The 18,331-nt window shown below is 64.3% G+C and carries 16 protein-coding genes; 5 read left to right on the forward strand and 11 right to left on the reverse strand.

Going from position 1 to position 18,331, the window contains the following annotated elements; all coding sequences use genetic code 11:
• Positions 1 to 62: 62 nt before the first annotated feature.
• Positions 63 to 482: an aldo/keto reductase gene (locus ACSE4D_RS07005; RefSeq protein WP_436326911.1), complete on the forward strand. Its 420-nt coding sequence runs from the start codon at positions 63 to 65 to the stop codon at positions 480 to 482.
• Positions 483 to 495: 13 nt separating this feature from the next.
• On the opposite strand, the gene ACSE4D_RS07010 is transcribed toward ACSE4D_RS07005, so the two are convergent.
• The 3 genes from ACSE4D_RS07010 to ACSE4D_RS07020 are packed head-to-tail and all read right to left on the reverse strand — an operon-like array spanning position 496 to position 3,747.
• Positions 496 to 1,530 (reverse strand): helix-turn-helix domain-containing protein, encoded by a 1,035-nt coding sequence (locus ACSE4D_RS07010; protein ID WP_436326912.1) that lies wholly within the window; start codon positions 1,528 to 1,530, stop codon positions 496 to 498.
• A gap of 60 nt (positions 1,531 to 1,590) precedes the next feature.
• Positions 1,591 to 2,772, reverse strand: coding sequence for a serine hydrolase domain-containing protein (locus tag ACSE4D_RS07015; RefSeq protein ID WP_436326913.1), 1,182 nt, complete (start codon positions 2,770 to 2,772; stop codon positions 1,591 to 1,593).
• A 15-nt stretch (positions 2,773 to 2,787) separates the two neighbouring features.
• Positions 2,788 to 3,747, reverse strand: coding sequence for an alpha/beta hydrolase (locus ACSE4D_RS07020; RefSeq protein ID WP_436326914.1), 960 nt, complete (start codon positions 3,745 to 3,747; stop codon positions 2,788 to 2,790).
• 192 nt (positions 3,748 to 3,939) lie between these two features.
• Between ACSE4D_RS07020 and arr the strand changes: the two genes are divergently transcribed.
• The gene (arr, locus tag ACSE4D_RS07025; RefSeq protein WP_436326915.1) at positions 3,940 to 4,353 is read left to right on the forward strand and encodes an NAD(+)--rifampin ADP-ribosyltransferase; all 414 of its coding nucleotides are present in this window, start codon (positions 3,940 to 3,942) and stop codon (positions 4,351 to 4,353) included.
• A gap of 6 nt (positions 4,354 to 4,359) precedes the next feature.
• Here the strand turns inward: arr and ACSE4D_RS07030 are convergent, their stop codons facing one another.
• The 6 genes from ACSE4D_RS07030 to ACSE4D_RS07055 form a co-directional block, all read right to left on the reverse strand.
• A complete protein-coding gene (locus ACSE4D_RS07030) occupies positions 4,360 to 4,830 on the reverse strand; it encodes a carboxymuconolactone decarboxylase family protein (protein ID WP_436326916.1) in 471 nt (156 codons plus the stop codon).
• Between the two features lie 8 nt (positions 4,831 to 4,838).
• Positions 4,839 to 5,213, reverse strand: coding sequence for a GNAT family N-acetyltransferase (locus tag ACSE4D_RS07035; protein ID WP_436326917.1), 375 nt, complete (start codon positions 5,211 to 5,213; stop codon positions 4,839 to 4,841).
• An 82-nt stretch (positions 5,214 to 5,295) separates the two neighbouring features.
• Positions 5,296 to 6,351 (reverse strand): pirin family protein, encoded by a 1,056-nt coding sequence (locus tag ACSE4D_RS07040; protein WP_436326918.1) that lies wholly within the window; start codon positions 6,349 to 6,351, stop codon positions 5,296 to 5,298.
• A gap of 81 nt (positions 6,352 to 6,432) precedes the next feature.
• Positions 6,433 to 6,894: a MarR family winged helix-turn-helix transcriptional regulator gene (locus tag ACSE4D_RS07045; RefSeq protein ID WP_436326919.1), complete on the reverse strand. Its 462-nt coding sequence runs from the start codon at positions 6,892 to 6,894 to the stop codon at positions 6,433 to 6,435.
• A 288-nt stretch (positions 6,895 to 7,182) separates the two neighbouring features.
• Entirely contained in the window at positions 7,183 to 9,477 is a 2,295-nt protein-coding gene (locus ACSE4D_RS07050) for an MMPL family transporter (RefSeq protein WP_436326920.1), read from the reverse strand.
• Positions 9,478 to 9,481: 4 nt separating this feature from the next.
• The gene (locus ACSE4D_RS07055; RefSeq protein ID WP_436326921.1) at positions 9,482 to 10,468 is read right to left on the reverse strand and encodes a PucR family transcriptional regulator; all 987 of its coding nucleotides are present in this window, start codon (positions 10,466 to 10,468) and stop codon (positions 9,482 to 9,484) included.
• Positions 10,469 to 10,824: 356 nt separating this feature from the next.
• Here ACSE4D_RS07055 and ACSE4D_RS07060 point away from each other — a divergent pair, with 356 nt between their 5' ends.
• The 3 genes from ACSE4D_RS07060 (at position 10,825) to ACSE4D_RS07070 (ending at position 15,980) form a co-directional block, all read left to right on the forward strand.
• Positions 10,825 to 12,912: a hydantoinase/oxoprolinase family protein gene (locus ACSE4D_RS07060; protein WP_436327121.1), complete on the forward strand. Its 2,088-nt coding sequence runs from the start codon at positions 10,825 to 10,827 to the stop codon at positions 12,910 to 12,912.
• Positions 12,913 to 12,922: 10 nt separating this feature from the next.
• Entirely contained in the window at positions 12,923 to 14,899 is a 1,977-nt protein-coding gene (locus ACSE4D_RS07065; protein ID WP_436326922.1) for a hydantoinase B/oxoprolinase family protein, read from the forward strand.
• A gap of 160 nt (positions 14,900 to 15,059) precedes the next feature.
• On the forward strand, positions 15,060 to 15,980 hold the full coding sequence (locus tag ACSE4D_RS07070; RefSeq protein ID WP_436326923.1) for a carbon-nitrogen hydrolase family protein: 921 nt from the start codon (positions 15,060 to 15,062) through the stop codon (positions 15,978 to 15,980).
• On the opposite strand, the gene ACSE4D_RS07075 is transcribed toward ACSE4D_RS07070, so the two are convergent.
• Together ACSE4D_RS07075 and ACSE4D_RS07080 are read right to left on the reverse strand one after the other, a co-directional pair.
• A complete protein-coding gene (locus ACSE4D_RS07075) occupies positions 15,937 to 17,532 on the reverse strand; it encodes a PepSY-associated TM helix domain-containing protein (protein WP_436326924.1) in 1,596 nt (531 codons plus the stop codon). The two genes, ACSE4D_RS07070 and ACSE4D_RS07075, sit on opposite strands and share 44 nt — an antisense overlap.
• A 76-nt stretch (positions 17,533 to 17,608) precedes the next feature.
• Positions 17,609 to 18,280, reverse strand: a complete 672-nt coding sequence (locus ACSE4D_RS07080) for a hypothetical protein (RefSeq protein WP_436327122.1) — start codon at positions 18,278 to 18,280, stop codon at positions 17,609 to 17,611.
• Between the last annotated feature and the right edge of the window lie 51 nt (positions 18,281 to 18,331).

An 18,331-nucleotide genomic window follows, 5' to 3' on the forward strand; every position in this document is an offset into this window, starting at 1 on the left:
TGTGATCACGCGATGTCGAGGATCACGTCGTTCCCGCCTGCGCCGAACTCGGCGTGGGGTTCGTGCCCTACAGTCCCTTGGGCCACGGATTCCTCACCGGCACCCTGAGCAGAGAGCAGGTCGCAGGCGACCTCTGCGGCTGCACATCTCGGATGGGCGATTCCTGGGATGCCAACCAGAAGCTGCTCACACTCGTCGCCGAGGTGGCCCGCCGTCACGATGCCACCAACGCTCGAGTGGCGCCGGCATGGATCCTCCAATGCGCAGCCCAGTTGGGGGTCAGCGCGGTTCCGATCCCCGACTCGCGTAAGTCCGAGCGCAACCTCGAGAATCTCGGTGCCCTTGACCTCAGCCTCGACGATGAGGGCGCTCGACTCGTTCCGCACCCTGGTCGAGGGCACCCGCAACTTCGTCGACAGCCCGACATGGATCAGCTCCGGACGGGAGTGAGCCGGGCCAGAGTGGCCACCGCCGTCAGATAGTGCTGGAGGGCCTTCAGCCCACCGGCCCGGGAAGTTCGAGAACATGGGAGTTGCGCAGCCGCCACCTGAGCACGCTGATGCCCAGCCGGGTTCTGTTGTAGCCGGTGAGCGGGTCGTAACCGAGGCAGCGGGCGATGTGCTCGACACGGCTCTGCACCGTGCTGTGATGCAGGTCGAGGTCTCTGGCCGCTTGTCTGATCGTGGGTGCTTCGAGGACCACCCGCACCGTCGACTCCGCCCATGGCGCATCCATGATCTCGTCGATCCGGGCAGCATCGGGGTCGGTGGCATCGGGAGATTCCGCGAGCAGTTCGACGAGCCCGCCGAAGTTCTCCGCGCGCACGAGCCCTTCCTCGGGAGGCCGGCTGAGGCGCAGTGCCACCACGGCCGCCCGCAGCGAACGGGGCAGGTCACCGATCGTGCCGACGGGTCCAAGACCAGCCGGTGCGACTGCGATGTCCTCGGTATGGTCGTCGACGACGAGCACCTGCAGCGTGCCGTGCTCGCTGGCGATGACATCGGTGGGGCCAGCTGGGCGCTTGTCGAAGACCGCGAACAACGGAGCCACGAGGACTCGATACCCGTTTCCGGCGACCAGACCGAGCCGCAGTGCCGCAGCGCCGCGTTCATCGGCCGGTGCCGCGGGATCGAGTGCGAGTGCCACGTCCCGCGGCGTCTCCAGCTGCCGGCGCTCTAATCCGAATCTCACACCGATCGCCAGTCCGAACCGCTCGAGGATGAGGTCGTCGTTCGGCAGGGCATCGCCCTCTCTCTCGAGCCAGACTTCCGAGGCATCGGGAAGGGAAAGGTCAGCCACCTCGGTGGGTCGGTCACCTGTCATGACGCTTCCGGACGGATCGACACGCAACTGTCTGCTCTCATCGCCGTTGCGGAACCCTGCCGGGCAGCCGGCAAGTGCTGCGGCCGCAGCGGCGAGGGCACGGGAGTTGACCTCACCGACCATGAGTTCGTCAAAACAGGCGATGACGCGCAGGCCAAGACTCGCCTGAGGATCCAATCTGGCAATCCTGCCGAGCAGCTCCTGCACGTCATCGCCTCCTTGCGGGTGGTGGCCGATCCACGGTGCTCATCCGCACCGCGATACGATTCAGCTCTTCAGAGCATCGTAGACCGCTGTCTCCATCTCGAGGTAGCCCCCGACCGATGCCGGATCCGCGAAGGGGAAGATCTGCGTGGCCCAGTAGCCGCCGATGTTGTTCTTCCGATCAATCCAGTAGAAGAGGTTGGGAAGTCCCGCCCACGCTACCGCTCCTGCCGGTCGACCAGTCGGTGCGTCCTCCTCGTTGATCATGAACGTGTAGCCCCACGACTTCGGCATGCCGGGGAAGAACTCTGCATCATTAGACAGACTGGGGATGACCCCGGGCAGCATCTTCACCTTGAGATCGCCGAGGTGGTTCTTAGTGGCAAGGTCCACCGTCTCGGGGCGCAGGACGACGGTGCCGTCGTCTGCCTGGCCATCGTTGAGCCACATTCTGATGAACGTGAGATAGTCGTCGACGGTTGAAAAGAGCCCGTGTCCGCCCATTTCCACCTCAGGCTCAGGCAACATGAAGTCGGTGGCCGCCAACTGACCGTCGGTGCGCTGATGCATCGTCGCCTGCCGCTGCCGCATCGACGCCGATGGCCTGAAGCTGCTGTCCGTCATACCCAGCGGATCGAGAACCCGGGTCTGCATCGCCTGCCCCAAGGTGGTACCGGTGATGCCTTCGATGACCTGACCGGCCCAGTCCATATTCGATCCGTATTCCCACTGGGTGCCGGGGTCGAACAGCAGCGGTGTCTGCAGGGCCTGCCTGGTGCTGGTGACAATGCTCGGCTGCCCCTGCTCACGGGCAAGGCGCTCATACTTCTCGTTGAAGAAGTCGTAGCCGAATCCTGCCGTGTGCAGCAACAGCTGTTTGGTTGTCGGTTCGCTTGCCGGAGCCCGCAGAATCGGGGATCCGTCGACGTCGAAGCCTTCGATGACCTGCACATCGGCCAGGCCGGGAGCATATTCGCGCGCCGGTGCGTCAAGGTCGAGTTCGCCCGACTCCATCAACTGAAGGGCCACTGTGCCGGTCAGCGCCTTGGTTGTGGAGAAGATCATGAACACCGAATCAGTGGTCATCGGCTGCGGATCGTCCAGGGAACGGACTCCTGCAGAGGTAAGACTGATCGTCTCTTTGTCGGTGGTGACTCCGGCGACGACGCCGGGGACCCCGCCACTCTCGACCTTCTCGGAGGTCACGCGAGCAACGGCGTCGTTGACAGCTCGGTTCTCAGACATGGTTGTGCCTTTCGCTCAGTCGGCCAGGAGCTTCTCGATCCAGGCCATTCGGGTGCTGATCATTCCTTGTGCAAGGTGTGTATGGGCGGCGAAGATGTCGAAGGCGTGGAAGCCTCCGGGCCAGACGTGGAGCTCCGCCTCGCTGCCGGCGTTCCACAGCGCCGAGGCGTAGGCGACGGCTTCGTCGCGGAAGATCTCTGCCGAGCCGACGTCGATGTAGGCAGACGGCAGCTCAGAGAGATCACTGGCGCGTGAGGGTGCGATGTAGGGCGATACAGCGTCTGTGCGGTATGCATCACCGAGCATCGCCTGCCAGCCGGTCTCGTTGCTCACCCGGTCCCAGACCCCGATGCCGTCGAATTGTCCGGTCGACGGCGTGATCCCACGATCGTCGAGCATCGGGTAGATGAGCAGTTGGCCCCTCAGCTGCGGTCCCCCACGATCGCGCGTTGCCAACGCCATTCCGGCGGCAAGTCCTCCGCCCGAACTGGCTCCGGCGACGATGAGCCGATCGAGATCGACGCCGAGAGCATCGGCGTTCTCCGCCGTCCACAGCAACGAAGCGTACATATCCTCGCGTGCATAGGGATCTTGGAATTCGGGTGCCAGCCGATATTCCGGGCAGATGAGAACCGAGCCGACGCTCTCAACCCATTCGAGGTTGAGGCTGAGCGCGCTGAAGCGGTCCCCGAACATCAGTCCGCCGGAATGGGCGTAGACGATCGTCGGTCGTCGACCGGTGTCACCGGAGCGTCTGAACACGGAGACAGTGATCTCGTCACCGAGGTGGCCGCGCACCCGATACTCGGAATGTTCGACCCGGCGACCGCTGAGCGTCTCCGCAAGCGGCTCAGAGGCATAGGAGGCTCGCATGAAGCTGATGAGCGACGGAGTGACGGTCGGCGGGAAGACCCCGCCCACAACGGACAGACTCGCGGCGAGCTCCGCGTCGAATCGTGACCGTCGTTGTGTCATGTCACCCAGTATGCCGAGCTCTGCGCTGTGACACTACCGCCAGAACAACGCGATATCCGTCTTTTCGCCCGACAGTTGTCGGGCGAAAAGACGGATTCGTCCTCGGAAACTCTCTGGCGCCGAGGCGGAAATCCTTTGATCGTAGAGATTTGTATGGGCACAGACAGGTATCGGCGCACTATTCTTCGGCTTATGGCACAGACAGTCGATTCAGGACCGTTCTTCCACGGCACGCGTGCCGCCCTCCAACCCGGTGACCTGCTCACCGCGGGATACGCGTCAAACTACCGGCCGGAAGTGACGATGAACCACATCTACTTCACCTCACTTGTCGACGGGGCAGGGCTCGCCGCCGAGGTGGCCGCGCTGAACTCCGGATCACCGCATGTCTACGAGGTCGAGCCCCTCGGCGAGTTCGTCGATGACCCGAACGTCACGGACAAGAAGTTCCCAGGCAATCCCACCCGCTCTTACCGCAGCACCGAACCGCTGCGAATCGTCCGTGAGGTCCCCGAATGGAAGCGGCTGAGTCCGCAGGAACTGCAGATGTGGCGCGAGCGGCTCGCCGCGATCCGCGAGGACGACGACAAAGAGATCATCAACTGACCGGTCTCAGCCCTGCGTGGCTCCGAACACCGGGTGGTCACTGGCGATCGAGATGCGGTTGAACGCGTTGATGAGGATGACCGACCACTCGATCGCCGAGATCTGCTCCGTCGTCAGGTGCTGAGCCACCTCGGCGGCGATCGCATCACGGTCGGCGGTCTTGTCGAGCACGGTCAGGGATTCGGCCAGGGTGAGCGCGGCGAACTCCTCATCGCTGAAGATCTCGGCCTCATGCCAGCTGGGCAGCACGTCGAGCTTGAGCTGGTCGACCCCGGCCTTCCTGGCGGCCGGAGCATGAATGCTCAGGCACGTCCGGCAGCCGTTGATCTGCGAGACCCGCGTGTTGACGAGTTCGATCAGCCCGTCATCCAGTCCTGCCGCCCGTGAGGCCTGCCGCGAGGAAGCGGCCGCCTGGGCCAGCGCCTTGTAGTTCTCCGGGTGGATCTTGTCGATGAACGGTCGACTTGCGTTGCCCATACCCTCACTCACGCCTGTCGCTTGACGATGTCGAGATCGGCACCGGTGGCGCTGCGGTGCTTCCCGCCCTGCGCCGCATAGTCGTCACCGGTCTCCTGCAGCTTCTTGACGAAGAGCGGACAGACCGGAACCACCGTGACCCCGCGTTCACGGGAATCGTCGAGCGCCTCGGCGACGAGGATCTTCGACAGTCCGCGACCGCCGAACTCCTCGTCGACGACGGTGTGGTAGAAGATGCGTTCGGTCTCGGCTTCGGGACCGGGCAGGAAATGCGCACGCCCGGCGACCGTGCCGTCGGCGACGGCGATGTCGTAGGACCGGCCAGTCTCATTGAAGGTGACGGCCACCTCGGCGCCGGTCTTGTCCTGGAATGAATTCGACATGGTGAGAGCTCCTTAGGATGCTGATGCGGACACGGCTTTCACCGTGTAGGACAGATCTCGGTGCGGACTTATTCCCCGGCGATCATTCCTCGGGCCCGCCCTGGACCCGGGGCGGTGGGTTCCTCCGTGCTTTGATCGTCACTGCGGGCAGCGTCGGGGCGGGCAGTCGCCCCATGCCTTCGGCGTTCCGACCAGGCCCGCCCTTGCCGACGTAGCCTTCCACCGTGCCGAAGCGGTCGCCCTCGGCCTGCCACTCCTCACGGTATGCGGCGATCTCCTCATGAGTGCGGCCCACAAAGTTCCACCACATGACGATCTCCTCGGTGAACGGTTCGCCGCCAATGAGGAGGAGCCGGGCGGGCTCGTCGCTGCGGTTGGCGATGCGCAGCTCATCGACGCCGAGGCCCGTGTAGCCGATCGCGGCGGTCGGCAGGTCGACATTCTCTAAGGCGATGTCCCCGGAGTCGACGAGGAGACCGTGTTCGAAGCCCGGATCGACGGGCAGATCGATGCTCGCCCCGGCATCGAGGCGGATCTCGGCACCGAGCAGCGGCGAATGCGTGTGCACCGGCGAAGCAGTTCCCCACAGGCTGCCGAGGAAGACGAGCATCTCACCGCCGTCGAAGGCCACCGGTTCGGGTTCGTAATGCTCGAACTCGCGTTCCGGCTGGTGACGCGAGGACTCGGGCAGAGCGAGCCACAGCTGCACTCCATGGAGGATCGTCGTCTCGTCGGTCGAAACCTCCGAATGGCAGATTCCGGCCCCAGCGGTCATGAGGTTGACCTCGCCAGGCAGGACGAGGCCGACGTTGCCGCCGGAATCGATGTGCTCGATGGCGCCTTCGAACAGCCAGCTCACGGTCTGCAGACCGGTGTGCGGGTGCGGTGCGACATCCATGCCGCCGGTGACCGAAACATCGGCCGGGCCGTAATGGTCGACGAAGCACCAGGGGCCGATGAGGGAGCGCTGACGCTGCGGCAGAGTCCGGCGCACGGTCATCGCCCGCGGCCCGCCCAGCGGCACGTCGCGGGAGGTGATGATCTCGACTGGGGAACGTCCCTGCTGGTCACACGCGGGGCCGGGCAGGCCGCCGGCCTTGCAGACAACCTGTTGCGGACGGGTCTCCACGTTGCTCATGGCCTCATCGTAACCCTCTTCCGAGTACGTGGGCACGGGTGTGTCCCCTAGTCGCCGAGGACGTGGGCGCGGGCGTGTCTCCTAGTCGCCCGGGCAGACTTTGGAGACGAGCTCGAAGATCTCGTCCGCCTCGGTGTCGGAGATGCCGGCGAAGGCGGCGAGGATGATTTCGGCATTCGTCTCTGCCGCTTCGTCGCAGAGCTCGGCGCCCGCCTCGGTGAGGGACACGAGTATGCCGCGCTGATCGTCCGGATCGGCTTCCTGCCTGACGAGTCCCCGGTCCTCGAGTTTGCCGAGCAGCCGGCTGAGCGCACTGCGACTGATCACCAGGCTGCGCAGCAGATCGCGCTGCCGGACACTGCGCGCGGGTCGGGCATTGATGAGGACGTCGAACTCATTGGCGCTCAGACCGTGCCGAGTCCGGAACTCGTGCTCGAACCGCGTCATGAAGTCCTGATGCTTTTCCATCATCAGACGCCATGCCGCGATCTTGATCGGACCGTTCGCCCTGATCATGCTGCTCACCGGAGTCGTCTTATCCATGTGCTCGCCAACCTTCGACGTGTCGTGTCACACTTTTGTTGCAACGTCAACAAAAGCGTAGTTCAATGGTATTCCAGCCCCTCCGCGGGGCTCGTCGACCACCCCTCGACGGCAGTACCCGGAATATCCCCACCGTACCCCCGGCAACCGAGTTTGAACCGAGTCTCTCAACGACTCCGATCTCTCTGACCGGGGGTATCCGTATTGCCGCCTGCCTTCCCCGCCTCTGACATCTGCGCTGGCATTCGCGCCGACATCCGCGCTGCCGCCGACAGTCGGGGTCGACCTTCAGTCCAGCGGGATCCGCTTCCTCCACGGCCACCAGACATTGCGGCCGATGTCGTGGACGAGTGCCGGAACAACCAGTGACCTCACGAGGATCGCGTCGAGGAGGACACCGAAGGTGACGATGAAGGCGAGCTGGAAGAGGAACATCACCGGGATGACGGCAAGGGCTGCGAACGTCGCGGCAAGCACGATCCCCGCCGAGGTGATGACCCCACCGGTCGCCACGAGTCCGGAGAGCACGCCCTTGCGAGTGCCGAACCGCAGGGATTCCTCCCGCACCCGGGACATGAGGAAGATGTTGTAGTCGATGCCCAGCGCCACGAGGAACACGAACGCGTAGAGCGGCACCGAAGGGTCGGCGCCGTCGAAGCCGATGAGGTGGTTGAAGACCAGCGCAGAGACGCCGAGTGCCGTGCCGAAGGACAGCACCGTCAGCGCCACCAGCAGCAGCGGGGCCAGCAGGGACCTCAGCAGCAGGATGAGGATGACGGTGATGACGAGCAGGATGAGCGGGATCGCCAGCGCCCGGTCCGCCTCGGCGGTGGTGTTCGTGTCGAGGTCGACGGCCGTCTCCCCTCCCACGAGGGCGTCGGCGTCGACGTCATGGACGGCGTCGCGGATCGAGGTGACGGTGTCCTCGGCGGCGAGCGAGTCGGCCGCATCGGTGAGCGTGACCTCGAGCAGAACTTGCCCGTCCACCTCGGTGGGTGCCGGTGGGGACGACTGCGGCGCCTCGGCCGCGTCCGGTCCTCCCCCGCCCTGGGGAGCCTGGAGAGTGCCTTCGTCGTCGATGGCGACGGTCCCGCTCGGGGCGTCGTTGGCGACGACGGTCATCGATTCGACCCCGCCGAGGCGGCCGACGGCCTGCGCGGCGTCCTCGAGCTGGTCTTCGGCCACGACGATCTGAGTCGGCGAACCGGAACCGCCGGGGAAATGTTCGGCGAGGACGTTCTGGCCGTCGCGGGCCTCGGATTCGCCGAGGACGAAGTCGCTCTGCGCCACACCGGAGGCCTTGAACTGCGGGAAGGCGACCAGGGGCAGGGCGAGGAGAATGACGAGACCGATCCAGATCACGCGCGGACGCTTGGCGACCACCTCGGCGATGCGTGACCACAGACCGGGCTTCGCGCCAGCGCTGGCCGGGCCTACCTTCGGCAGGAACGGCCAGAAGACGGCCCGGCCGATGATGATCAGGGCGGCGGGCAGGAAGGTCAGTGCCGCGCACATCGCCACGAGGATGCCGATCGCCGCCACGGGACCGAGCGCCCGCGTCGAGGCCAGGTCGGTCAGGAGCAGGACGAGAAGGCCGGCGATGACGGTCCCGCCCGAAGCCGCGATCGGCTCGAGCACGCCCTTGAGCGCCGCCAATCCGGCTCTGAGTCTGTCGCGTTCGGTCAGGAGCACGTCGCGGAAGCGGGAGACGACGAGGAGGGAGTAGTCGGTGGTGGCGCCGACGACGAGGATGAACAGGATCCCTTGGACCTGGCCGTTGACGAGGAGGATGCCGGCATCGGCGAGGTGCCAGATGACGAAGATCGAGGCCGACAGTGCCGCCACCGAGGTGAAGAGGACGATCACCGGTAGCAGCGGTGAACGGTAGACGATGATGAGGATGACGAAGACGGCGATGAGCGCGACGATCAGGAGGATGCCGTCGATGCCGGCGAAGGCTTCGGAGAGGTCAGCCGCAAAACCGGCCGGCCCGGTGACATGGACGGAGACGCTGCTGCCACTGTCACCTGTGGCCATGGTGTCGCTGATGGCGGCGCGGATGTCTTCGACATCGTCGGCAGTCGTGTCCGAGGAGACGGGAAGGATGAGTTCGAGCACATCTCCGTCCTCTGACGGGATGACCGGTGAGGCCTCGGCGGCGAGCAGACCCTCATCATCGAGCTGCGTCGCCAGATCCTTCAGCGCTGCCGAGTCATCGTCGCTGACTCCGCTGCTGTTCTCCAGGACGACGATCGCAGGAACGGCATCATCATCGCTGAAATCGTCGATGATCGCCTGTGCCTGAGTCGACTCGGCCGATTCGGGCAGGAATGTGGAGCGGTCGTTCGTCGCCACCTCGGAGATCTTGCCGAAGTACGGTCCCCCGATTCCGGCGACGCCGACCCAGACGACGAGCAGCGCTGCGAAGAGGACGATGAGGGGCCTGCGCCCGCGGACGGGACGGCGGTTGCGCGCGCCTTCGGGGGCAGCAGCCCTGACCGCGCCATTTGCGTCGTCACCGATGGGGCCGCCTCGGCGGGGGGCGGGGTCCGGTGGGGTCGAAGTCAGCAGGTGGCGGGGCATGGTCTCAGCGTACGGCACCAGATCGCCGCGGAGAGTCTGTCGGCACGGCGTCGTCCGCCTCCCGGCAGCGGAGCGCAAGGACCACCTCGGCGATGGTCCTCGGGTCGCTCAGTCTGGCGCCGAGTGACTTCTCGATCTGGCTCAGTCGGTATCGGACCGTGTTTTCGTGTACCTGGAGCTGCTTCGCCGCTTCGGCAATGACTGCACCGCATCGTATATATGTCGTCACGGTCGCCCACGCCTCGCTGCTCTCTGAGATCGGCTGTAGGAAGCGCTCGACGAGTCGCCGGTCGAATCGCGAGTTCATCCGAGCCGCCGCCCATTCGATCGGACGCATCTCGTCGACGAAGATGAACTTCGAGTCTCGCACGGAGGCCAGAGCAACGTCAGCGGTCTGCAGCATCTCCGGCACTTGGCTGAGTGCAGTGAAGGGCCCGGAGATGCCGACTCCGATCAGGCTGTCGGAATCGAACTGCTCCACAATGTCGAAGTCAGTCAAGCACAATGCCGTATGTTCGATCACCGAACTGACATAACCTGAGTCTTTGACGATCATGCCCTTTCCCGGCGACGGTGCTCTCCGTCGTCCGCCCGGCTCTTCCACATCGGTTCGAATTCTGACAGCCCTGATCGGCTCGTGGCTGACGAATCCGAAATCTTCCAGCGCGCGCCACATCACGGATTCGCGACCAGGAGAGACTCCTGCCTCAAGATCTCTCAGCAGTCGAGCCGATTCCTCTTTGCGATTGCTGATCGTGAACGACTCGAATCCTTCGAATGCTCGCAGGAGCTTCGAAACCGTATCGAGCACGAGATCAGCTTCGGAATAGTCCGATTTTGCTCGGCCGACTGCCTCAGCGTCCTCATGCACTGCGACGACGATAGCGTGATCACGACCGCGCAATCGCACTATGCGAGCACCGACCAGCCATCTGCCGATCTTCCCGTGGACGATCTCGATCTCCCCCGGCGAAGTTGCCTCACCAGACATCACGTCATCGCGTACCCACTGAGAGATGAGATGGCTCGGGGCCGATCCAACAGCTCGGATGACCTCGCCCAATTCGTTGACAGCCAGTCCTGCCCCGCTGCAGATCCTCGCAACCCGGGACAACACCGATTCGAGCGGGTCAGCAGAATTCAGCGAACTCAGCAGCTCATCGAAGATTCGCTCCCTCGACTGTTCGTCATTGCGCGCTCTCAATCGCTTCCCCAATCATCACCAGCATCGACGCACGAGCGTTGTAATTTCCACAAAGCTAGCGCATTTTTCCTTCACCTGCTCCATTGACCAGCCTGTCCATCCCATCCAAGCTAGGGGGCACACAACAATCGAAGGAGATTCCCGTGGCCGATCTGAGAGTCGCCGTTGACGTCGGCGGCACATTCACCGATATCTGCATTTTCGACGAATCCGCCCAGAGAATGCGGGTGACGAAGGTCCCGTCTACTCCAGACAATCCCATGGAAGCTGTGCTCAACGGCGTAAAGAGAGCGAACATCGATCTCAGCCGAGTCGAACTCTTCTCTCACGGAACCACCGTGGCGACCAATGCCCTGATCACTCGTAGATTTCCCAAATCTGCGATGGTTACGAGCAAAGGATTCCGCGACGTCATCGAGATCAGAGACGGCACCAAAGACGACTTGTGGGACGCCTATTCGGATGTCTCCGGTCCCTATATCCGCCGTCGCGACCGATTCGAGGTTCCTGAGCGAATCGACTACGCAGGCAATGTGATCTCAGCTCTTGACGAAGACGAAGCGCGCAGAGTCGCGCGGCTGCTGAAGAAGCGCGGCGTCGACACCGTAGCGGTCTGCTTCATCAACTCCTACGCGAATGCCTCTCATGAGATCCGCATGCGCGAGATCCTCGCAGAGGAGCTCCCCGAGGCAAGCGTCTCGACCTCTGCCGAAGTTCTGCCAGAGATCTTCGAACACAACCGCTTCAACACCACTGTGGCAAACGCGGTTCTCGGCCCCCTGGTCTCGGGGTATGTCGAAGAGCTCGACAGCAGTCTCACTCGAGACGGCTATACTGGCGAGCTTCTGCTCCTCCACTCCGGCGGAGGATCGATGACATCAGAAGTGGTCAAACGCTTTCCCGTCCGACTCGCTGCCTCGGGAATCGCGGCCGGTGCCATCGCTGCTCAGCACGTGGCCGAGCAGTGCGGCCACGCAAATGCCGTCGGACTCGACATGGGTGGGACTTCCACCGACATCTCGCTCATTGCTGACGGCGAGCTGCGCGAAACCAATGAATGGGAGGTCGAATACGGCCACCCCATCGTCTTCCCGAGCATCGAGGTGCTCACCATCGGCGCAGGCGGCGGTTCTCTGGCGCATATCGACATCGCCGGCTCACTTCGCAACGGGCCTCAATCGGCAGGAGCCGATCCGGGCCCGGCCTGCTATCGACGCGGTGGTGCGGAACCGACGAACACTGATGCGAACCTTTGGCTCAACAGGCTGGGCACCGATCTAGCCGACGGCGAGATGACCTTGGACCGGGCTAGCGCCAAGACGGTCATCGAGGAGAAGATCGCCAGTCCTCTCGGGCTCGATGTCGACACTGCAGCAGATTCCATCATCAAGGTCGCCAATGCGAACATGGCCGACGCTGTCCGGCTCGTCTCGATTCGGCGTGGGCTCGATCCTCGTGACTTCGCCCTCATCGCCTTCGGTGGCGCCGGGGCGCTGCATGGTGCGGACGTAGCGCGAGAGCTCAATATCCCCTCCGTCGTCGTGCCGCCGAGCCCCGGAGTCACCTCCGCGCTGGGCTGTCTCCTCGTCGACATCCAGCACGATCTCTCCCAGATGTTCACCGGGGCTGCTGACTCCGCCGATGCCGAGGTCGTCGAGCAGCACTTCAAGGAGCTCGAGCTCGAAGGCCGCGACAGATTGCGGCATGAGAAGGTCGCGGATGAAGATGCAGTGTTCGAACGTGGCATCTCAATGCGCTACCAGGGCCAGTGGCGGTCTCTGCAGGTCAAGATGGGCACCGACCCTGATGCTCTTCGGCAGGCCGTGCAGCTCTTCCACGAGGAGCATGAGAAGCAGTATGCCTTCCGGCAGGACGAGACTCCGGTTGAGATCTACCAGCTGCATCTCAAGGCTCTCGGCAGGACACCGAAACCCAGTTTCAAACCTTCGCCTGTCGGCAACGGCGAGCCCGGAGAGCCGATCGAGGTCCGGGACGTCTTCTTCGACGGGCAGTGGGTGCCTACTCCGGTGTATCAGCGAGAGAACCTGCCGTCCGGGGCCGCATTCATCGGCCCGGCGATCCTCAATCAAATCGATTCGACCACTGTGATCCCACCGAACTCTTCGGCTGTGATCGACGAGTGGTTCAACATTCGCATCGCACTGACAACCGAGCCGTACGAGAATGTCCCGGCTTCTGCCGCCGAGGACTCGACGCAGAACGCTCTGTGAGGAGACAGCAATGACCACCACAACATCGACAACACCGACGACCACCCTCGATCCGGTGACATTCGAAGTACTCAAGAACGCCTTCGCCACCAGCGTCGACCTCATGAGTGAGCAGATTCTGCGAACCTGCTATTCGTTCGTCATCTATTCCCGCGACTTCTCGTCTGCGCTGTGCGATAAGTTCGGCAACACGGTCATGCAGGGAAGCGCGGATATCGCGGTGCACGTCGGCACGCTCCATTTCCAGTGCAAGGCCGTGATGGACGAGTTCGGTGAGGACATCAATCCCGGAGATGTCTTCCTCATCAACGATCCCTATCGAGGCGGCACGCATTTCAACGATGTCAGCTTCATCCGTCCGATCTTCGCAGAAGATGAAATCATCGGCTTTGCTCAGAACAAAGGGCACTGGGCCGACATCGGAGGCTCTGTCCCTGGTTCCTTCGACGTCTCCGCCAGTGAGCACTTCGGGGAGGGGCTGCGCATCACTCCCCTGAGAGTTTGGCACAAGGGCCGTTTCCTCCATGATGTCGCACAGCTTCTCGTCTCGAACACCAGAGCACCGGATCAGGCGCTTGGCGATCTCAATGCTCAGGCCGAAGCGACCGCAGTGTGCGAACGCGAGGTTCTCCGCCTCGTCGACAAGTACTCGAAAGGGACTGTGCTCGATGCGATGCAGGAGACTCAGGACTACGTCTGCCGAACAGTGCTAGCCAGCCTCGGAGATCTTCCGCGGGGCGAATGGGAGACCGTCGACTTCCTCGACGGAGATCCCGCCAAGGGCGAAGGGCTGGCTCCGATCCGCGTCAAACTCACGCTGGACGGCTCGGGCATCCATTACGACCTCACCGGTGCTGCCGAGGCGGTCTCCACCTTCCTCAACTCCGGTTACGGCACAACATTCTCCGCCATCTACGCGGGCACGAAGACATTCTTCCCCGAAGTCCCACTGAATTCCGGCTTCTATGAGGCTGTCACAGCGGATATCGGTGAGGAAGGCACCGTCGTCAACGCCGGCTGGCCCCACGCGGTCACGGGATTCTGCTCCGGTCCGTACGAGAAGGTGATGAATGCGATCTTCGAGCTCTGGTCGCACATCATGCCGGAGAGGGCGATGGCCTGTGCGTTCAACCTCGAGTATCTGCTGGTCGGCGGGCATGACAGTCGTACCAAATCGAGCAGCTACTTCATGTGGTACGACTGGATGGCCGGAGGTTGGGGCGGCCGGTCCACGAAGGATGGATCATCGGCGACCTCCCCCGTCTTCGGCACCGGTCTCGCCGTGCAGCCGGTCGAAGGACAGGAGCGTCTCACGCCCGTCATCACTACCCAGCACTCGATCAATACCGACTCTGGTGGTCCGGGCCGCTTCCGCGGAGGCTGCGGGGTCAATAAAGGCGGCATACTCACCGACGCATCAGGGGCTGTGATGAGCTACTGCTGCGATCGCGGCCGCTCGACGACTTGGGGCATCAACGGCGGACTGCCGTCGATCCCACACGGTGTCTGGCTCAACCCGTCTTCCGGGGGCTCAACCTACCTGGGCGCGACGTTCTCGAACGTCTCCATCAGCCCAGGCGACACCTTCGAACGTCCGAGCGCCGGAGGCGGCGGTTTCGGAGATCCGCTCGAACGCACCACGGCGGAGGTCCTCGAAGACGTCATCGATGGGTATGTCTCCATGGACCGCGCAGCCAAGGACTACGGAGTCGTCATCAACGAGATCGATGCTGAGCTCGACGAGTACAAGATCGACGAGGCTGCGACCAGAGCAGAACGTACACGGATCCGCGCCGAACGCGTCGCATGGATCGATGCAGATCCAGCCGAGGTCGCCCGCCGTTACCGAGAAGGTGACATCACCGTCCACGACGTCGTTCGCCAGTACGGGGTCGTCCTCGACTGGGGAACCGGGGAACTGCTCGAGAAGTCGACAGGCCAGTTCCGCGAGAGCATGCGACAGAGGTCGTTGTCGCACTGGGGGTGAGCTCTCTCAGCGGCCCTGAGCCGGACTGCGATGTGGAGCGCACGCACTCATCAGGCGCGTGCGCTCCACCCTGATCACGAGCTGCATCCTCTTGACCTGGCGATGCTGAGAGCGAAGAGTGAAGGCACACGTGGTCCACGAGCGAGGAAGGTCAGTCCCCATGAACAGTGTTGCAGTCGTCCAGGCCGGTTCCATTCCCTTCGATGCCGAGGCATCGATCGATAAGGCGATCGGGCTCATGGCTGAGGCTGCGAACAACGGTGCGGAACTGGCGGTCTTTCCTGAAGCGTTCATCGGCGGCTATCCGAAGGGCAGCACCTTCGGTGCCCCGGTGGGGATGCGCACCGCCCGCGGGCGGCATGAGTTCCAGCGGTACTTCGACGGTGCGGTCAGCGTCGACGGCCCCGAGGTCACCCGCCTCGGCGAGGCCGCCCGAGAGCATGGGATCTTCACCGTCATCGGCATCATCGAAGAATCCGGGAACACGCTCTACTGCACTGCGCTGATGATCGATCCCGAGCACGGTATCGTCGGCGCCCATCGCAAGCTCATGCCCACCGGCACCGAGCGTGTCATCTGGGGCTTCGGCGACGGGTCGACCCTCGACACCATGGACACTCCAGTGGGCAGGGTCGGCACGGTCATCTGCTGGGAGAACTACATGCCGCTGCTCCGACAGACGATGTACGCCAAGGGCGTCGAACTCTACTGTGCGCCGACCGTCGACGACCGACCGACGTGGTCCTCGTCCATGACCCACATTGCCCTGGAGGGGCGGGTCCATGTGCTCTCTGCATGCCAGTTCATCACGAAGAGCGACTTCCCCGATGACCACCCGTTCGATGAGGACCTGCCCTACGGCGAGACCGCAATCCGCGGAGGAAGCATCATCGTCGCACCCACCGGCGAGGTGCTCGCGGGGCCGATCTACGACGAAGAGGCGATCCTCTACGCCGAGATCGACCCCGACACTAAGACCCGGTCACATCTCGATTTCGACCCCGTGGGCCACTATTCGCGTCCCGATGTCTTCGAGCTCAGGGTCGACACGGCGGCGCGGGACTCGGTGCGATTCGACTGAGCCCGCGCCGCTCCCTCCTCCCCAGCAGCACATCGGCACCGAGGAACACGAGGAGACTCAGCCCCACCAATGGCAGCAGCACGCCGATGCCGATCGCGGCGAGCGCCACGGCTGCAACTCCCCACCACGGTGCCCCGGCCAGAGCGCCCCGGGCAGGGACGATTCCGAACCCCGTCACCGGGCCCCGCCTCGGCCGACGCTGCCACCACATGACATATCCCCACACGACCATCGCGGCGATGCCGATCGCCAGGACGAAGAGCACGATCTGGTTCGCGAGTCCGAACATCGACCCCATGTGCACGTCGATGCCCCAGCGGGCGAGCTTGGCCGCCACCCCGTAGTCGGCGAAGTCGACGCGGTCGGTGACCTCCATCGTGTGCGGGTCGAAGGCGACGGCGTCGACCTCGCTGGGGAAGCTGTGCTGGATCTCCTGGACGACCCAGGCCGAGTGCTCATCGGCCGGCGGCAGGATCTCGACGAGTCCGGTGTTGACGTTGACCTGCTCAGCCATCGACAGCATCATGTCGAAGTCGGCCGGGTCGATGCTGCTCGGGTCGATGCCGGGGTCGGTCGCCTCGGGGGACGTGCCGGGCGTCCCGGCGGACGTTCCGGAAGTTCCCGCAAAGGATGCACCGTCACCGTGGTGGTGGGCATGCTCGTCCGCGGGCGAGGACCCTTGACCGAGCTCCGTGGAGATCGCGGGGGTCTCCCAGCTCAGGGCCGCCCGCAGCTTCGTCACGTTCTCCCCTCCCAGCTGGGACCATGTGATGCCGGTGGCGGAGAGGAACAGCATACCGAGGGCCGCCCACACCCCCACCGAGGCGTGCCAGGAGAAGGTGCGTCGCAGCCCAGTGTGCTTCCTGCTCGGTCGCAGCATCGCGGCGGCTCGGCGCGTCTTCCGGGCCCGGATGATCCACAGGACCAGGCCGGCGGCCGCGACGATTCCCAGCCACGAGGCGGCGAGTTCGCTGTAGAGACGCCCGAAATCGCCGAGGTGGAGACTGCGGTGCAGCTGATCGATCCAGGTCCGCAGCGGCAGGGCACCCGAGGTTCCGTAGACGGTGAGGTCACCTGTCACCTCGGCGGTGGCGGGGTCGATGAAGATCGCGCGGGATTCGCTCTCGCCCAGGCTCGGGTCGGAGTACATCACTCGAGTGGTGTCTCCGGGCTCGGGCCCCGGTCGGACGGCCGACGGCGTCGCCTCACCGCCGATCACGGCGTTCGCCACTTCGACCTGTGCGGCCAGGGGAAGCGGGTCATCGGTCGGCGGGACGCTGAGCTGTTCGGCGTAGACCACCTTCTCCAGCGTCGGACTGATCGCATAGAGCGCCCCGCTGAGCGCGGCGATGAGGATGAACGGACCGACGAGGATTCCCGCATAGAAGTGGAGGCGGCGCAGGAGCGGACCGAACCACGCGCTCGGCCGGGCGGGCTGCCTATCTGCTTGTTCGGGGTGGCGACCCGCTGGCCGCCGGTCTGCTTGAACGGGGCGCCGGGCGGTCGGACGGTCGCCCGAATTTTCGGGCACGGTTGATGACGGTGGTGTCATGATGATGCTTTCTGTCAGAAGTGGTCAGCAGAGACCGCACCGGCTCGCTGGAGCCGATGTGCGGGTGTGATGAGTGTCAGAAAGCAGCCTGCGGGGGCCCGCGCCGCAGCACCGGCGACCGGAGAACACCGAGGGTTCGCGGAATCACGGGGGCGGCGTTGACCGGCGTTCTCGGCCCGTCGATGGGTGTCCGCGGGAGGATCAGCCGCGGGATGACCGCCCGGATGATGAGGCGAGCGAATTCGCAGAGCATGACCGGAAGACGCTCGGCCCAGTAGATCATCGCGACCGTCACGATCCCCGCTGCGACGTGGGCCAGGAGCATCCCCGGGCCGGCGTGCGCATGCATTTCGGGGGCCATGGTCACAGCCCCGTCCATGGTCGGCATCGCCGCAGAATCATGGCCCATCTGCACTGCCGCATGATGAGCCGTCTGAGTCGACCCGGTGTGGCCATGCGCACCGAGGAGGGCCTGGAGACCGCCCGATGCCGAAGTGGTGTGCGCGAACACGGAGAAGAGGAAGTGGAAGATCGCCTGGCTGATCCCGACCGAGATCGTCAGCCGCACCAGCGACAGCCGATGCCCGGCGAGCAGAACGCAGACGAGACTCGACAGCGCCAGCGGCACGATGACGCCCATGGCCGTCGGAAAGCCTCCCCCACCGAGGATGTGCGAAGCCAGAGCGACGAAGGTCGCCGCCGTCGCGGCGGCGCTGCCCCGCAGAGCACGCCGATGCCTGGCCCCCATATTCACCCGACCATTCTCACACAGCCGCCCTCACCGAGGCGGTGCTTCGTC

The organism is Brevibacterium sp. FAM 27836, assembly GCF_051351055.1.
Classification (GTDB): Bacteria; Actinomycetota; Actinomycetes; order Actinomycetales; family Brevibacteriaceae; genus Brevibacterium.

What these genes read in the sequence shown, in the direction of transcription:
- ACSE4D_RS07030 (WP_436326916.1), bottom strand. Translation starts at nt 4,830, where the DNA reads ATGGGCAACGCAAGTCGACCGTTCATCGACAAGATCCACCCGGAGAAC.
- ACSE4D_RS07050 (WP_436326920.1), bottom strand. Translation starts at nt 9,477, where the DNA reads ATGCCCCGCCACCTGCTGACTTCGACCCCACCGGACCCCGCCCCCCGC.
- ACSE4D_RS07020 (WP_436326914.1), bottom strand. Translation starts at nt 3,747, where the DNA reads ATGACACAACGACGGTCACGATTCGACGCGGAGCTCGCCGCGAGTCTG.
- ACSE4D_RS07080 (WP_436327122.1), bottom strand. Translation starts at nt 18,280, where the DNA reads ATGGGGGCCAGGCATCGGCGTGCTCTGCGGGGCAGCGCCGCCGCGACG.
- ACSE4D_RS07015 (WP_436326913.1), bottom strand. Translation starts at nt 2,772, where the DNA reads ATGTCTGAGAACCGAGCTGTCAACGACGCCGTTGCTCGCGTGACCTCC.
- arr (WP_436326915.1), top strand. Translation starts at nt 3,940, where the DNA reads ATGGCACAGACAGTCGATTCAGGACCGTTCTTCCACGGCACGCGTGCC.
- ACSE4D_RS07045 (WP_436326919.1), bottom strand. Translation starts at nt 6,894, where the DNA reads ATGGATAAGACGACTCCGGTGAGCAGCATGATCAGGGCGAACGGTCCG.
- ACSE4D_RS07070 (WP_436326923.1), top strand. Translation starts at nt 15,060, where the DNA reads ATGAACAGTGTTGCAGTCGTCCAGGCCGGTTCCATTCCCTTCGATGCC.
- ACSE4D_RS07065 (WP_436326922.1), top strand. Translation starts at nt 12,923, where the DNA reads ATGACCACCACAACATCGACAACACCGACGACCACCCTCGATCCGGTG.
- ACSE4D_RS07055 (WP_436326921.1), bottom strand. Translation starts at nt 10,468, where the DNA reads ATGTCTGGTGAGGCAACTTCGCCGGGGGAGATCGAGATCGTCCACGGG.
- ACSE4D_RS07075 (WP_436326924.1), bottom strand. Translation starts at nt 17,532, where the DNA reads ATGACACCACCGTCATCAACCGTGCCCGAAAATTCGGGCGACCGTCCG.
- ACSE4D_RS07035 (WP_436326917.1), bottom strand. Translation starts at nt 5,213, where the DNA reads ATGTCGAATTCATTCCAGGACAAGACCGGCGCCGAGGTGGCCGTCACC.
- ACSE4D_RS07040 (WP_436326918.1), bottom strand. Translation starts at nt 6,351, where the DNA reads ATGAGCAACGTGGAGACCCGTCCGCAACAGGTTGTCTGCAAGGCCGGC.